This is a genomic window from Brachybacterium sp. GCM10030268 (genome assembly GCF_042666305.1).
In the GTDB taxonomy this organism is placed as follows: domain Bacteria; phylum Actinomycetota; class Actinomycetes; order Actinomycetales; family Dermabacteraceae; genus Brachybacterium.
Genome location: NZ_JBHTCW010000010.1, coordinates 104,893 through 119,030 on the forward strand (window position 1 = coordinate 104,893; position 14,138 = coordinate 119,030).

The window sequence follows — 14,138 nt, forward strand, 5'->3', positions numbered from 1 at the left end:
GCCGCCCGCTCAGTAGAACCAGGGGTCGCGGGCCTCGAGGTCGACCGTGGTCCACCCGTCCCCGTCGTTGCGCAGCAGGGAGCCGTCGGCCGTGCCGGCCCAGATGGTCTCGCCGACGACGGTGCCGGCGATGCGGTCGGTGTCGGGTCGCAGCGACGGGAGCGGCTCGCGCCCGGTGGCGAAATCCACGATCTGAGCGCGCTGCTCGCCCGTGCCGGGATCGGAGCCGAGCACGATGACCGCGATCTCGTCGTACCAGCTGGCCTGGGTCACGTCCGAGAGGAAGGTGCGCACCTGGACCGGTTCGGTCACCGACTGCGGGACCCCGTTGCCGTCACGGATCACCGAGCACAGGTCCAGCCGTGACCCGCCGGCGTCGGAGGAGAGCACGATCATCCGGGTGGCATCGGCGGCGACGTCGAGCTCCTGGACCTCGCGGCCGTCCAGCCATGGGGCGTCGACCTTGGCGTCGCTCTCGGGTCCGTCGGCGGACAATGCCATCAGCACACCGGCGCTGGAGCGGGTGGAGGTCCACACGTACCCCGCGTCATCCACCCGGGGAGGGACGAACAGGCCCCCGGTGGCAGCCTCACGCAGCGGCACGGAGCCGTCGGTCGAGGCGAGCAGCACCACCGAGGCCTCCTTGGTCAGGGCCGCGGCGAGCACCCCGTCCTGGGCGATCACCGGAGATCTCAGCGCCAGCTCGGCCAGGTCCGGAACCAGCTGGGTCGCGGGGGCGTCGGTCCCGGGATCGGCGAGCGAGATGACGCCCGTCGGACCTGCCGCGATCGGGCGGTGCCCCGGCAGAGCGCGCTCGATCCCGGCGTCCTCGCTCGGAGCGAAGTCTGCCCCGTCCCGCACCAGCCGGACCCCCGAGAGGGTGCGCAGGGAGCGCAGCGAGGACTCCAGCTGCGTCAGTGCCAGCGCTCTGCGGCCCGGAGCGAGCGAGGCCACCGCGGAGGGGACCGTGAGCTGTGCGGTGCCGTCGGCGCCGGTGGAGACCTCGGTGTCGGCCACTCCGGAATTGCCGGGCACCTCGGTGTGCACGGCTCCGTCGAGGAAGTCGACCGGGCCGCCGCGGAGTCCCTCCAGCACGGCCTCCGCGCCGCGCTGGAGCGGGTACCACCGGTGGTCGGGCACGAGGTGCTGGGAACGGGCATCGATGAAGTAGAGCCGCGCCGGGGCGTACAGGGTCTCGAAGGCTGCCTCGGACAGGAAGATCCCATCGGGCACGTCGCTGAGGCGCCACTGGTCCTCGACCAGTTCCACGCCGACCTCGATCTCCCGCGAGGTCGGTCCCGCCAGCAGGCTGCGCACGCCTTCGGAGTCCACCAGCGCGAGGACCTCGAGAACGAGCACCATCTCGGTGTCGCTGATCGCCTCGACCTCCAGCTCTCGGCTGCCGGAGTAGACGGTGATCCCGGCGGTGGGCTCCCAGACCTCGCTGAGCTCGTCGGTGAGGTACTCGCGGGCGACGGCGAAGTCGCCCTCGGATCCCACCCCGGCCTGCACGAAGCCGGAGACGACCTGCTCCGCCGTGGCGTCCGCCGGCGGCGGGAGCGCCTGGACGTAGGGGACGCCGGGCTGGGAGCGTGCGCTCAAGGGACGGCTGTCGATCGGGGACGACGTCGGGATACGGGCGCAGGCGGCACCGAGGCCGAGCACGGTCGCGGCACCTGCCGCGCGCAGAATGTCGCGTCGGGCGGGGATCATCGCTCTCCTCCTGCCGTCGTGGAGCCGGGGCCCGGGCCGGGCTCGCCGGAGGGTTCGGTGAGGTCGGGGACCAGGCCGGGGCCGATGAGGATCTCCCCGGTGGGTGTGCTCGAGCTGCTCTCGCGGGCGTCACGGTCGAAGGAGCGCTCCAGGCGCAGCGGGGAGCGGGCCAGGGCGCCGCCGGGCCGGCGCGGGAGGGTCAGCCGGAACACGGCTCCCTCCTCCTCCTGGCCCCAGGCCTGGAGCCAGCCGCCGTGGAGTCCGGCATCCTCGACGGAGATCGACAGCCCCAGCCCGGTGCCGCCGAGGGTCCGCGCCCGGGACGGGTCGGCGCGCCAGAAGCGGTCGAAGACGCGCTCGGCCGCCTCCGGGGAGATCCCGTGGCCGTGGTCCTGGACCACCACCGCGACCGCGTCGTCGCTGAACCCGGTCTCCACGAGCACGGGACCGCCTGCCCCGTGCTCGATCGCGTTGGTCAGCAGGTTCCGCAGTATCCGGTCCACACGCCGGGTGTCGACCACGGCGTCCATCCCCTCCCCGGCCAGGCGGACGTCCAGCAGGCAGCCGCGGGCACCGGCGAGCGGCCGCACGTCATCGACGGCGCGGACCACCAGGGCGTCCAGATCCACCCGCTGCGCCTCGAGCTCGGCGGCGCCGGCATCGAAGCGGGAGATCTCCAGCAGGTCGGTCAGCAGCACCTCGAAGCGCTGGACCTGGGCCGAGAGCAGCTCCACGGTGCGCTGGAGCTCCCCGGGCAGCTCGTCGCGCTTGCCGTCCAGCACCGAGGCGGCCATCCGGATCGTGGTCAGCGGCGTGCGCAGCTCGTGGGAGACGTCGGAGACGAAGCGCTGCTGGACCCGGGAGAGCTCGGTGAGGTCCTCGACCTTCGACTCCAGGCTGCGGGCCATGTCGTTGAACGACTCCCCGACCCTGGCCAGCTCGTCCGCGCCGGCGACCTCGACGCGGCTGGTCAGGTCCCCTCCGGCCAGTCGCTCCGCGGCTCCCGCTGCCCGCTTCAGCGGTGTGGTCACCATGCGGGCGACCACGATCGCGATGCCGACGATCAGGGCGAGCAGCACGGCCCCGCCGCCGAGGATCACGCGCTGGACGAAGGCGAGGGTGTCCTGCTCCTCCTGCAGGGAGTAGACCAGGTAGAGGTCGTAGGATCCGACGCCGGGCACGAGGACCCGGGTGCCCACCAGCAGGGCCGGCTCGGTGTTGCCCTCGCTGTCCTCGCGGCCGATCGATCGCCACGAGACGGCGTCGGGATGATCGGCGATGGCGGCGGTGAAGTCCTCATCGACCTCGTCGAACAGTGTTCGGTCCGAGGAGGCGACCGGGAAGGCGACGCCGGAGGTCTGCACCGGGACCAGCGCCACCTCGCGGCGGTCACCGCCGCCCTGGCCGCCCGCGGTCTGGACGAAGGCGTTCGCCGCATCCTGCTGCTGGGTGCTGGTGGCGCCGGAGAGCTGCCCCAGGGTCTCGGTGAGGTCGCGGCGGACCTCCACCGTCTCCTCGAGGACGCGGTCGCGGCGCTGCTCGTAGAGGCCGTCGGCGATGACGGAGGAGAGGTAGGCGCCGACGGCGAGCATCGAGACGATCGACAGCAGCGTGGTCACCAGCACGACGCGCAGCGCGAGCGGCCAGCTGCGCGGATCCGCCGCGCGCGTCGCCGGTGCGGCCCGGGTGATCACGGATCCTCCGGCGATGTCAGGACACGCCCCCGGCGCGGTAGCCGACGCCGCGCACGGTGACCACGATGCGCGGGTTCTCGGGGTCGTGCTCGACCTTGGAGCGCAGCCGCTGGACGTGCACGTTGACCAGTCGGGTGTCCGCGCTGTGCCGGTATCCCCACACGTCGCGCAGCAGCACGTCACGGGTGAAGACCTGCCACGGCTTGCGGGCGAGCTGGGTGAGCAGATCGAACTCCAGCGGCGTCAGCGAGATCAGCTCATCGCCCCGGCGCACCTCGTGCCCGTCGACGTCGATGACGAGGTCGCCGATGCTCAGCTGCTCCGTGGTGGGCGGCTCGACCCGGCGCACCCGCGCCTTGATGCGGGCGACCAGCTCCTCGGGCTCGAAGGGCTTGGTGAGGTAGTCGTCGGCGCCGGCCTCGAGGCCCTCGACGACGTCGGCGGTGTCGGTGCGCGCGGTGAGCATGATGATCGGCACCCCGGAGTCCCGGCGCAGCCGCCGGCACACCTCGATCCCGTCCATCCCGGGGAGCATGAGGTCGAGCAGGACGAGGTCGGGGCGAAGTCGCGGGAACGTCTCCAGTGCGGAGGCGCCGTCGGGGGAGGTCGCGACCTCGTAGCCCTTGCCGCGCAGAACGATGCCGACCATCTCGGCGATCGCCTGATCGTCGTCGACCACGAGGATCCGTGAAGGCGTCGTCATGCGCCTCATTGTGCCACCGCACGACACATGGTCATCGACGTTCGTCGGATCGGGTACCGGGCCGGGAGTCCGTAAGTTGTCCTGCGAGGGCCCAGGAGAGAGCCCAGGACGGCACCAGCAGCAGGAGGAACCGATGAGCACCGGATGGACCGCACCGGGAACGAGCGGGAGCTCCGATCAGCCCGGCCCCGGAGCCCCGGAGACCTCCGAGGACGCTTCTCACGAGGTGCCCGGGGGCGCGAACGGCGAGGCGGGCCACCCTGGGGGACCACGGCGGGAGCTGGCCGAGAACGTCCCGCTGTTCCCGCTGCGGCCTCTGAGCCTCGGCGAGGTGTTCGGCGCCGCCGTGCGGATCTACCGGCTGCGCGCGAAGACCGTCCTCGGGCTCGCAGCGGCCGTCTACGGCGTCGCGTTCGCTCTGACGACGGTCCTGACCGGGGCGGGGATGGTTCCGTTCATCGGTGAGATGCAGGCCACCATGGACAACCCGGATGCGGCGCCCATCGGGCCGGATGCCTCGGATCTCGTCCTGACCGTCGTCTCCTCGGCGATCTCCGGGATCATCTCGATGTTCGCCGCATCCCTGGTCACCGTGGCCCTGACCCGCGTCGCGATCGGCGAGGCCACCGGTGAACCCGTCTCCGGCTCGCAGATGTGGTCCACCGCCCGGCGCCTGGCCGTGCCGGCGATAGCCATCAGCGCCCTGATCGCCGTGGCCTCGATTCTCGCTTTCTCCGTGCCGTTGGCGCTCGGCGCGCTGCCGGTGCTGCTGGTGCAGGAGGCCGGCGTCGTCACGATCGGCGCGGTCCTGCTCGGGCTGGCCCTCGGCGTGCTGGCCATGATCTGGATCTGGGCCCGCACGATCCTGGCCGTCCCGGCACTGGTGGTGGAGGACGCCGGGATCCTGGGGTCACTGCGTCGCAGCTTCGCCATGACCCGGGGGCGCCGGCTGTGGCGGGTGCTGGGGACGGGTGCGCTGCTCTACCTCGTCTACACCATCGCCCTGCAGGTCGTCGCCGGCGTGTTCGGGTTCGTCGGCGGCATCGTCTACGTCGCGATCCTCCTGGGCAGCTCGATGCAGGCGCTCGTGGTCGCCATGACCGTGCTCACACTCATCACCATGATCGGCAGCTACATCGCGACGTTCCTGCTGGCGCCGTTCCTCTCGGCCGGGTTCGCGGCGGTCTACGCCGACAACCGCATGCGGCACGAGGCGTGGGACGTCGAGCTGACGCGGCGCTCGCGGGAGAACTGGGACACCGGCGGCATGCGATGAACCCTGCCGGCCCCCCGCCCCTGGACCCGGACGAGGCCCGCTCCCGCATCCTCGAGGAGCTGTCCAAATCCGAGTACGACGACTCCCCCGGCTTCGTCAGCTGGCTGCTCGGCGTGATCGAGCGGTGGCTGACGAACCTCGTCGACGGCATCGACGGCTCCTCCGCCGCCCAGGCCGGTCTCGCCGTCGCCGTGGCTCTCGCCCTGCTGCTGGCGGCGTTCCTGGTGCTGCGGCGCACCGGGCTGATCCGCCGCAGCCATACCCTCGCCGTCCCCGCGGGACTCGATGCGCAGCCGGTGCTCAGCGCCTCGGAGCTGCGCGCGTCGGCCCGCTCCGCCATCGATGCGGGCCGGACGGACGACGGCACGGTGCTCGCCCTGCGCGCGCTGGTGCGCGATCTCGACGAGCGCACCCTGCTGGACGTGGCCGCCGGGATGACGGCGCACGAGGCCGCGAACCGCGCCGCCCAGTCCTTCCCCGACCTTCGCGGCCGCCTGCTGCGCGGGGCCGATGCCTTCGACACCGCCGCCTACTCCCGCCGCGCGACGTCGCCGAAGCAGGCCGACGACCTGCTGCGTCTGGCCGAATACATCTCCGAGTCGACCCCCGACCTGTCGGCCGCCGACGAACGAGCCGCCTCATGAGCTCGCCGGCCGCTCCCCGCCCCGAGGCAGGGCGCCGCCGCCCCTGGCTCATCGTGCTCGTGACGCTCGCGGTGGTCGCCGCGGTGGTGGCCTCCATCGCCCGCGGCATCTACCGCGACGGACCGCTGGAGCCCGATGCGCCCACCGGACAGGGCTCGAAGGCCGTGGTCCAGGTGCTCGGAGATCTCGGCGTCGACGTGCAGGTCGAACGTCTCACGGCCGATACCGCCGACTCCCTCCGGGCCGGCCGCACGGTGCTGGTCGCGGCCCCGAACAGCCTCACCGCCGAACAGCTCGACGCCCTGGCCGAGGCCCACGAGGACGGGGGCGGCCGCATGGTGCTGGTGCAGCCGGACGAGATGACGCTGTCCTCCCTGAGCACGGGGATCAGTCCCGCAGGCGCCCTCCGCAGCCCCACCGAGCTGGAGGCCGGTGCCGGCTGCGGGGATCTCGCCCACGGGGCGCGCCAGCTGCGGGTGCCCGGTGAGGACGGGCTGCGGGGGCGCTCCACCCTGTACCGCGCCGGTGAGGGGGGCGAGAACTGCTTCCTCTCCGGTGACGGGGCCCTGGTGGTGGGCGAGGACCGTCTTCTGGTCCTCGGCAGCGCGGATCTGCTGACCAACGACGGCGTCGGCGAGGCCGACAACTCCGCCGTCGTCCTCAATGCTCTCGGCGATTCCGGCGAGCTGAGCTGGTACCTGCCCTCGGCCAGCGACCCGATGAACTCGGGCGCGCAGAGCATCCTGACGTACCTGCCCGACTGGGCCGGTCCGCTGGCACTGTGGATCCTCGTAGCCGGCACGATCGCGCTGCTCGCGCTGGGCAGGCGCTTCGGCCCCGTGGTGGTCGAGCCCCTGCCGGTCACGGTCCGCCCCCAGGAGCTGGTCCTGGGACGGGCCCGCCTGCTGCAGCAGGCCGAAGCGCGGGACGCGGCCGCGACGGCATTGCGCTCGGCGGCCTCGACCCGGCTCGCCGATCGCCTCGGCCTGCGCCGCGAATCCGCTCTGGACGGCCTGATCGCAGCACTCGCGTCCCATGTCGACCGCACCCCCGAGCAGCTGCGGACGCTGCTCGGCCCCACCCCTGTCACCAGCGACCAGGACCTCGTGCGCCTCGCCCAGGACCTGGACAGTCTCGAGAAGGAGATCGACCGATGACCGACCCCACCCCCGCCGCACCGCACCCGCCCCGGACTGCAGACGCAGGTCCCACCACCGGCCCCGCCGTCGACGTGGACACCCGCGATCAGCTGCAGGGTCTGGCCACCGAGATCCACAAGGGCGTCGTCGGGCAGGAAGCGGCCGTGACCAGCCTCGTCGTCGCTCTCCTGTGCCGTGGGCACGTGCTCCTCGAAGGCGTGCCCGGGGTCGCGAAGACGCTCCTGGTGCGGTCCCTGGCCGCCGCTCTCGACGTGCGGATGCGTCGCGTCCAGTTCACGCCGGACATGATGCCCGGCGACATCACCGGGTCCCTGATCTACGACAACACCACCAGCGACCTCGTCTTCCGTGAGGGCCCGGTGTTCACCAACCTGCTGCTGGCCGACGAGGTCAACCGCACTCCCCCGAAGACCCAGTCGGCGCTGCTGGAGGCCATGGAGGAGCGGCAGGTGACCGTGGACGGGGCGAGCCGTCCGCTGCCGGACCCGTTCCTGGTCATCGCCACCCAGAACCCCATCGAGTTCGACGGCACCTATGCCCTGCCGGAGGCGCAGCTGGACCGGTTCCTGCTCAAGGCCGTGATGCCGCTGCCCGAGCGCGACGACGAGATCGACGTGCTGCGCCGCCACGCGGAGGGCTTCGACATCAGCGACCTCGCCGCGATGGGACTGGGCCCCGTGGTCGATGTGCCGTCCCTGCACCGTGCCCAGCAGGACGTCGCCCGCGTCGTCGCGGAGGATCAGGTCGTCCAGTACATCGTCGACGTGTGCCGTGCCACCCGCCGCTCGCCCAGTCTCTCGCTCGGTGTCTCCCCCCGCGGCGCGATCGCCCTGCTGCGCACCGCGCGCGCCTGGGCCTACCTCGCCGGCCGTGACTTCATCACCCCCGACGACGTCAAGACCATGGCCCCGGCCACGCTCTCCCACCGCGTCCGCCTGACCACCGAGTCCGAGTTGGAGGGAACCCAGGTCGAGTCCGTGCTCGCCGCGACCCTCGCCTCCGTCCCGGTGCCCCGCTGAGGGACGCGTCGATGAGGATCTCGCTGACCCCGCGCGCGGCGCTGCTGGCGCTGCTCGCTCTGCCCGTCATCGTCCTGTGGCCGATCTGGTGGGTGCTGCTGGTGCTGCTGGGGCTGTGGGCGCTGGTGGTTCTCGCCGATGCGTTCGCCGCCCCGCGTCCGGGGGCGATCCGGGTGCGCCGCGAGGCCCCGCTGCAGGTACGGCTGGGCGGAGAGACCTCCGGTCGGCTGCTGCTGACCAATCCCACCGGCCGCACCGCGGACCTGGAGGTGCGCGACGCCTGGAATCCGACGGCCGGGCTCGACCGGCAGCGCTCCGCACTGCGCATCCCCGCCCGGGAGCGGCGCGCCCTCACCCAGTCGTTCACACCCACCCGTCGCGGCGAGCACAGCTCCCGCGCGCTGCTGGTCGCCTCGTGCGGCCCGCTCGGCCTCGCTCGCCGCACGGCGCGGGTCGATGCCCCGGGCAGGATGCTGGCCCTGCATCCCTTCGGCTCCCGGCGGCACCTGCCCTCGCGGGTGCAGCGGCTGCGCGAGATCGAGGGTCTCGCGGCCGTCCATCAGCGCGGTCAGGGCACGGAGTTCGACTCCCTGCGGGACTTCGTGGACGGCGACGACGTGCGCTCGATCGACTGGCGCGCGACCGCCCGCCGGCGCAGCGTCGTGGTGCGCACGTGGCGCCCGGAGCGGGACCGCCACGTGCTGATCGTCGTGGACACCTCCCGGACCTCGGCGAGCCGTCTGGGCGACTCGACCCGCCTGGACGCGGCCTTCGACGCCGCACTGCTGCTGACCGCGCTCGCCGGCCAGGCCGGAGACCGGGTCGACCTGATGTGCATCGATCGCATCACCCACGTCTCGGTGCTGGGCGCGAACCGCACCCGGGTGCTGAACGACATGGTCACCGCCACCGCGGCCGTGCACCCGGCGCTGGTCGAGACCGACTGGGAACGCGCCGCCCGCGCCATCTCGGAGCGCTCGCGGCGCGGTGCGCTGGTGGTCCTGGTGACCCCGGTCGAGGCGTCCGTCGTGCACACCGGTCTGCTGCCGGTCGCAGCCCGGATCGCCCGGGACCATCCGCTGTTGGTGGCCTCCGTCGCCGATCCCGCCCTGGAGGCGCTCGCCGCCGGCCGCGGAGACGTCGAGGCGGTCTACAGCGCTGCCGCCGCCGAGCAGGCTCGGGCCGAGCGGGCGGGGGTCGCCCGCGCGCTGGAACGGGTCGGTGCCCATGTGGCCGACGCTCCGCCCGACCGGGCCCCGCAGGCGCTCGCGGACGCCTATCTCGCCCTCAAGGCCGCCGGGCGCCTCTGAGCGCCGGGCGATCCCCTCAGCCGGCGGTGGCGACGTGGTCGCCCACCATCTCCTGCGGGAGGTCGCCGGTGACGCCCTGACGGTGCACCTGCCGGCCGCGGCCGAACATGACCACGAGGAAGGCGAGCCAGGCGAGGACCCCGATGGCGATGCGCACCGCGGGCGGCAGCGAGCTCGGCGTCACGAAGGCCTCGATCACTCCGGAGACCAGGAGCACCGGGACCAGCCCGATCGCTACGGTCACCAGGGCGCGCGCGGCGCGGGACAGCGCCCAGAGCCGTGGCAGCGGCCCGGGCCGCACCCAGGCCCAGAACGTCCGCAGCCCGGCCCCGGCCCCGACCAGCACGGCGGTGATCTCGAGCAGACCGTGGGGCAGCAGGAACACGAAGAACGTGCCCAGCCCGTCGTAGGCGCCCATGACCCCGCCGGAGAGGCCCACGTTCAGAGCGTTCTGGAGCAGCATGACCACGGGCCAGATGCCGGTCACGCCGAACACCACGGCCTGCACGGTGATCCAGGCGTTGTTCGTCCACACCTGGGCGGCGAAGCCCGAGGCCTCGCCCTGGAAGTAGTAGGCGACGAAGTCGTGCTCGGCCAGGTCGCGCTGATCCGCCTCGGAGATCACGAGCTCGCGAGCGGTGGCGTCCGTGCCGAAGTAGACACCGGTGACGACCGCCGCGAGCAGGAAGATCCCGGCTGCGAGCGCGACCGTCCACCGGGCCTGGTACAGGGCTGCCGGCAGGTCCTCCCAGAAGAAGCTGCGCGCGTGCTTCCACAGCGGGGTCCGAGTGCCGGTGATCCGCAGCCGGGCACGATGGACCAGCAGCGAGAGTCGCGCGGTCAGGGCCGGGTCCGGATTCGTCGAGCGCACCGTGGACAGGTGGGTGGCGGTCTCCTGGTAGAGCGAGAGCAGTTCGTCGATGCCGGCCGCGTCCAGTCTCCGGGCGCGGGTCAGCTCCCGCAGACGTTCCCACTGCGGGCGGTGCACGGCGATGAAGGCGTCGGTGTCCACGGGGTCAGCCTAGGATCCGCAGCCGCCCGGCGGCGGCCGACGAAAGTCGGAGGCCCCGCCGTCGGAAGCCGACGCTCGGCGCTCACCGGCGCGGGCCGATCCTGCCAGGATGGGGGCATGGCAACGATGGGCTCGACGGCGGCGGTACCCGCGCGCCCCGATCGGGAAGCACTGATCACCGGCGATGCCGTGCTGCTGGACCTGCGCACCGCCACGTTCGCCACGCGCATGCTCTCGGCCGCCGTCGACGGCGCGGTGCAGCTGGCGATCCTGATCGCCGGAACGGTCGCCGTGGCCTGGTCGGCCGCGCGGGCCGATCTCGATGACGGACTGGTCGCCGCCGCAGTGGTGCTGGTCTCGGTGCTGGTCTATGTGGGCTACCCGGTCCTGTGCGAGCTGCTGCTGCAGGGACGCTCCGTCGGCCGCCTCGTGATGGGCACCCGAGTGGTGCGGGACGACGGCGGCCCTGTCCACGTGCGCCAGAGCCTGCTGCGGGCCGTGATGGCGATGCTGGAGATCTGGTCCACCGCGGGCTCGCTCGCGCTGACCTGCTCGGTGATCGACCGCAGGTCACGCCGGGTGGGTGATCTGCTGGCCGGGACCATGGTGATCCAGGAGCGGATGCGGGATCTCGAGGCGAGCCGGGTGCAGGTGCCGGCCGCGCTGAGCGAGTGGGTCCGCGCGGCGGACGTCGGCCGGCTCCCCGTGACGCTGATGCAGGACATCCGCTCGTTCCTGCCGCGCGCGGCGACCATTCACCCGACCTCGCGCCGCGAGCTCTCGCGCGATCTGCTGCGGCGCACCCTGCCCCATGTCGCTCCGGCCCCGCCGCCGGGGACGGATCCGGAGGAGTTCCTGGCTGCGGTGATCGCCGAACGGTCCCGCCGGGACGAGGAGCGGCTGCGGCGCGGCCAGGAGCGTCAGCGGGAGCTGTCCGCCGAGGTCCGCGCGGTGCCGTTCTCCGCCTGAGCCGACCGGTGCGGCTCCTGCTCAGGCCGACGGAGAGTCGTGGCGACCGGCGATGAGGACCGGGATCCCGTCCTCGACGGGGTGCCGGCGCGCACATCCGGTGCACTGCAGGGCCGCGTCGACGTCTCGCAGCTCGCCTCCGCAGTCGGGGCAGCGCAGACGCGAGCGCACCCAGCTGGGCACGTCGGCTCCGCTAGCGCCGGGGGGAAGCTCCGACTCCGCCGGCGGCACCGACCCCCCGTCGGAGTCCGCTGCGTCGGCGTCGGCCGAGGACGGGGCCGTGGTGAGGTCCTGGTCGCGGACGATCGCCAGGATCTCCTCGCGGATCCGGATCATCGTCGTCTCCAGCTCGGCCTCGACGTTCAGCCGCAGCAGCGGCTCGTTGTTCGACGAGCGCAGCGAGAACCACCAGCGGTCCTCGGGCAGGGAGCCGGGATCCCAGTGCACGGCGGTGATCCCGTCGAGGTCGTCCAGACGCGCCCCGGGCAGGTTCTCCACGTGCTCCCGTACCCGCTCCCTGACAGCGGAGGGGTCCTGGACGCGGGTGTTGATCTCGCCGCTGGAGGGATAGGGGTCGTGCTCGGCGATCAGGGCGGACAGCGGTCCGTCGCTCTCCCCCAGTGCGGCGAGCACGTGCAGGGCGGCGAGCATGCCGGAGTCGGCGAAGAAGAAGTCCCGGAAGTAGTAGTGCGCGGAGTGCTCGCCGCCGAAGACGGCATCGTGCTCGGCCATCAGGGCCTTCAGCAGCGAGTGGCCGACGGGCGAACGGACCGCTTCTCCCCCGGCCTCCAGGACGGCCTCGGCGACGTGGCGGGAGGAGACGAGGTTGGCGACGACGACAGGCCGCTCCTCGCCTGCGGCACGGGCGCGGGCCACTTCGCGGCGGGCGATGAGCGCAGTGATCGCCGAGGGCGGCACGGCCGCGCCCGTCTCGTCCAGGACCACGCAGCGGTCGGCGTCGCCGTCGAAGGCGAGTCCGAGATCCGCACCGTGGGCGAGGATCGCGTCCTGCAGGTCGCGCAGCGTGCCGCGGTCCAGGGGATCGGCCGGATGGTTCGGGAACGTCCCGTCGAGCTCGAAGTGGACGGGGACCACGTCGAGCTGCTCGAGGCTCTCGAGGACCGCAGGGGCGGTGAGGCCGGCCATCGCGTTGCCGGCGTCGACGGCGACCCGCAGCGGCCGGCGATCCGGCACGCTCACCAGGCCGTGCAGCGTCCCGACGTAGTCGGGCAGCGTGTCCAGCGGCTGCGTACGACCCTCGCCCCGCTCCGGGATCTCCCCCGCGGCCAGGTACGCCTCGGCGGCCCGGCGGATCTCGTCCAGGCCGGTGTCGCGACTGAGGGGCCGGGCGCCCGGCAGGCACAGCTTGAGCCCGTTGTCGGCGGCGGGGTTGTGCGAGGCGGTGACCATGACGCCGGCTGCACGGTGCAGCCCGGAGGCGCAGTAGAGCTGGTCGGTGGAGGCGAGCCCGGCGTCACCGACGATGGCCCCGCGCCGGACGGCCCCCTCGATGACCGCACGGGACAGATCCGGCGAGCTGATCCGCATGTCGTGGGCGACGATCAGCGCATCGCCGTCCAGGAAGTCGGTGAAGGCGGCGCCGAGCGCGCGGGCGACGCCCTCGCTGAGCTCCTCGCCCGCGACGCCGCGCACGTCATTGGCGGTGACCAGTGCGGAGAGGTCCGGGGACGAGGCTGCAGGGCGCTCAGTCATCGGTGCTCCTGACGACGCGGAGGTGGCGCTCCGGCACCTCGTCGGGCCCCGCGGTGCGATGCGTCCGAGTGCCGCTGCGCGGCGCCGGCCCCGCGCTCGGCGCGGGCTGTCCGGAGGGGGCCGGGCGCTGTCGGACCGCGTCGGCGAGGGCCACGAGATCATCGCTGACGTCGGAGCCGCCGGGCACCCGCAGCATCTCCCAGCCGCGGGGCGCGGTCATGCGGCCGGCATGCTCGCTGCAGAGGTCGTACGCGTGCGGCTCGCTGGTGCGCGACAAGGGCCCCAGCACCGCCGTCGAGTCCTCGTAGACGAAGGTCAGCGAGCTGACGGCCGGTCTCGAGCAGGAGGTCCGGGAGCATTCACGAGCAGGCACGTCCAGCAGTGTACGCAGGCGAACCGACCCTCGGGCGGCGGCGCGCCCTGACCTCCGGGCGTCGCCCCCAGGCCGTTAGAGTGCCTCCATGGATGTCGAGCCGATCCGACCCGCGGTGCCGGGACCGCGCCCGGGGCCGCGTCGCCGCGATCGCCGGGGCCGCGGCAGGCGCTGGGATCTGATCCCGCCGCATCTTCCCGGCTACCGGACCCGCCGCGAGCAGTTCGACGACCTGGTCGCCGACGCCGGGGCGGACCTCACGGAGCGCTTCCCGCGTCGCCTGGCCCATCTGCAGGTGCTGGTCGAGGAGGTGCCTCCCGCCGACGCGGCCCCGTGGGAGGACGCTACGGTGCTGCTGGGACGGGCGCTGCCGCCCACCCGCGAGCATCCGGCGCGGGTGATCGTCTACCGCCGGCCGGTCCAGACCCGCTGCGCCGGCGAGCAGGACCTGGAGCTGCTGGTGCGTCAGGTGCTCGCCGAGCAGATCGGGTCGTTGCTGAACATCGCTCCCGAGGACGTGGATCCGGGCGCCTGGAGCGAGTGACCTCGATC

13 protein-coding genes are annotated in these 14,138 nt (G+C 73.0%); 7 read left to right on the forward strand and 6 right to left on the reverse strand.

The genetic code is table 11. The features are described from left to right. Window positions 1-9: 9 nt before the first annotated feature. From ACFQRD_RS13640 to mtrA, 3 genes are read right to left on the reverse strand one after another with little or no spacing between them, the layout of a single operon-like run. On the reverse strand, window positions 10-1,713 hold the full coding sequence (locus ACFQRD_RS13640) for an LpqB family beta-propeller domain-containing protein (protein WP_377792834.1): 1,704 nt from the start codon (window positions 1,711-1,713) through the stop codon (window positions 10-12). After that, a complete protein-coding gene (mtrB, locus tag ACFQRD_RS13645; protein ID WP_377804532.1) occupies window positions 1,710-3,407 on the reverse strand; it encodes an MtrAB system histidine kinase MtrB in 1,698 nt (565 codons plus the stop codon). The genes ACFQRD_RS13640 and mtrB overlap by 4 nt, the downstream gene beginning before the upstream one ends. 16 nt (window positions 3,408-3,423) lie before the next feature. Beyond that, the gene (gene mtrA, locus ACFQRD_RS13650) at window positions 3,424-4,119 is read right to left on the reverse strand and encodes an MtrAB system response regulator MtrA (protein WP_377017342.1); all 696 of its coding nucleotides are present in this window, start codon (window positions 4,117-4,119) and stop codon (window positions 3,424-3,426) included. Window positions 4,120-4,243: 124 nt separating this feature from the next. Between mtrA and ACFQRD_RS13655 the strand changes: the two genes are divergently transcribed. Genes ACFQRD_RS13655 through ACFQRD_RS13675 form a run of 5 tightly spaced genes read left to right on the forward strand, consistent with a single transcriptional unit; the run spans window position 4,244 to window position 9,519 of the window. Beyond that, window positions 4,244-5,386: a glycerophosphoryl diester phosphodiesterase membrane domain-containing protein gene (locus ACFQRD_RS13655; protein WP_377792832.1), complete on the forward strand. Its 1,143-nt coding sequence runs from the start codon at window positions 4,244-4,246 to the stop codon at window positions 5,384-5,386. Further along, window positions 5,383-6,030, forward strand: a complete 648-nt coding sequence (locus ACFQRD_RS13660; RefSeq protein ID WP_377792831.1) for a DUF4129 domain-containing protein — start codon at window positions 5,383-5,385, stop codon at window positions 6,028-6,030. The genes ACFQRD_RS13655 and ACFQRD_RS13660 overlap by 4 nt, the downstream gene beginning before the upstream one ends. Beyond that, the gene (locus tag ACFQRD_RS13665) at window positions 6,027-7,187 is read left to right on the forward strand and encodes a DUF4350 domain-containing protein (RefSeq protein WP_377792830.1); all 1,161 of its coding nucleotides are present in this window, start codon (window positions 6,027-6,029) and stop codon (window positions 7,185-7,187) included. Before ACFQRD_RS13660 ends, ACFQRD_RS13665 begins: the two co-directional genes overlap by 4 nt. Further along, window positions 7,184-8,209 carry an AAA family ATPase gene (locus ACFQRD_RS13670; protein WP_377792829.1) on the forward strand — a complete coding sequence of 342 codons (1,026 nt, stop codon included), beginning with the start codon at window positions 7,184-7,186 and terminating at the stop codon, window positions 8,207-8,209. Before ACFQRD_RS13665 ends, ACFQRD_RS13670 begins: the two co-directional genes overlap by 4 nt. Before the next feature lie 11 nt (window positions 8,210-8,220). Then, the gene (locus ACFQRD_RS13675) at window positions 8,221-9,519 is read left to right on the forward strand and encodes a DUF58 domain-containing protein (protein ID WP_377017332.1); all 1,299 of its coding nucleotides are present in this window, start codon (window positions 8,221-8,223) and stop codon (window positions 9,517-9,519) included. Window positions 9,520-9,535: 16 nt separating this feature from the next. On the opposite strand, the gene ACFQRD_RS13680 is transcribed toward ACFQRD_RS13675, so the two are convergent. Beyond that, window positions 9,536-10,531, reverse strand: coding sequence for a stage II sporulation protein M (locus tag ACFQRD_RS13680; protein ID WP_377017330.1), 996 nt, complete (start codon window positions 10,529-10,531; stop codon window positions 9,536-9,538). 117 nt (window positions 10,532-10,648) lie between these two features. Here ACFQRD_RS13680 and ACFQRD_RS13685 point away from each other — a divergent pair, with 117 nt between their 5' ends. After that, complete coding sequence (locus tag ACFQRD_RS13685; RefSeq protein WP_377017328.1) at window positions 10,649-11,500, forward strand: RDD family protein; 852 nt, start codon at window positions 10,649-10,651, stop codon at window positions 11,498-11,500. 21 nt (window positions 11,501-11,521) lie between these two features. On the opposite strand, the gene ACFQRD_RS13690 is transcribed toward ACFQRD_RS13685, so the two are convergent. Continuing rightward, entirely contained in the window at window positions 11,522-13,213 is a 1,692-nt protein-coding gene (locus ACFQRD_RS13690; RefSeq protein ID WP_377017326.1) for a phosphomannomutase/phosphoglucomutase, read from the reverse strand. Then, window positions 13,206-13,586, reverse strand: a complete 381-nt coding sequence (locus ACFQRD_RS13695; protein ID WP_377017324.1) for a DUF3499 domain-containing protein — start codon at window positions 13,584-13,586, stop codon at window positions 13,206-13,208. Before ACFQRD_RS13695 ends, ACFQRD_RS13690 begins: the two co-directional genes overlap by 8 nt. 88 nt (window positions 13,587-13,674) lie before the next feature. Here ACFQRD_RS13695 and ACFQRD_RS13700 point away from each other — a divergent pair, with 88 nt between their 5' ends. Beyond that, window positions 13,675-14,130, forward strand: coding sequence for a metallopeptidase family protein (locus tag ACFQRD_RS13700; RefSeq protein ID WP_377017322.1), 456 nt, complete (start codon window positions 13,675-13,677; stop codon window positions 14,128-14,130). Window positions 14,131-14,138 lie beyond the last annotated feature (8 nt).

Bases quoted from the DNA above. Each gene is read 5' to 3' on its own strand.
- ACFQRD_RS13640 (WP_377792834.1), bottom strand. From the start codon at position 1,713: ATGATCCCCGCCCGACGCGACATTCTGCGCGCGGCAGGTGCCGCGACC.
- mtrA (WP_377017342.1), bottom strand. From the start codon at position 4,119: ATGAGGCGCATGACGACGCCTTCACGGATCCTCGTGGTCGACGACGAT.
- ACFQRD_RS13655 (WP_377792832.1), top strand. From the start codon at position 4,244: ATGAGCACCGGATGGACCGCACCGGGAACGAGCGGGAGCTCCGATCAG.
- ACFQRD_RS13660 (WP_377792831.1), top strand. From the start codon at position 5,383: ATGAACCCTGCCGGCCCCCCGCCCCTGGACCCGGACGAGGCCCGCTCC.
- ACFQRD_RS13665 (WP_377792830.1), top strand. From the start codon at position 6,027: ATGAGCTCGCCGGCCGCTCCCCGCCCCGAGGCAGGGCGCCGCCGCCCC.
- ACFQRD_RS13670 (WP_377792829.1), top strand. From the start codon at position 7,184: ATGACCGACCCCACCCCCGCCGCACCGCACCCGCCCCGGACTGCAGAC.
- ACFQRD_RS13675 (WP_377017332.1), top strand. From the start codon at position 8,221: ATGAGGATCTCGCTGACCCCGCGCGCGGCGCTGCTGGCGCTGCTCGCT.
- ACFQRD_RS13685 (WP_377017328.1), top strand. From the start codon at position 10,649: ATGGCAACGATGGGCTCGACGGCGGCGGTACCCGCGCGCCCCGATCGG.
- ACFQRD_RS13690 (WP_377017326.1), bottom strand. From the start codon at position 13,213: ATGACTGAGCGCCCTGCAGCCTCGTCCCCGGACCTCTCCGCACTGGTC.
- ACFQRD_RS13700 (WP_377017322.1), top strand. From the start codon at position 13,675: ATGGATGTCGAGCCGATCCGACCCGCGGTGCCGGGACCGCGCCCGGGG.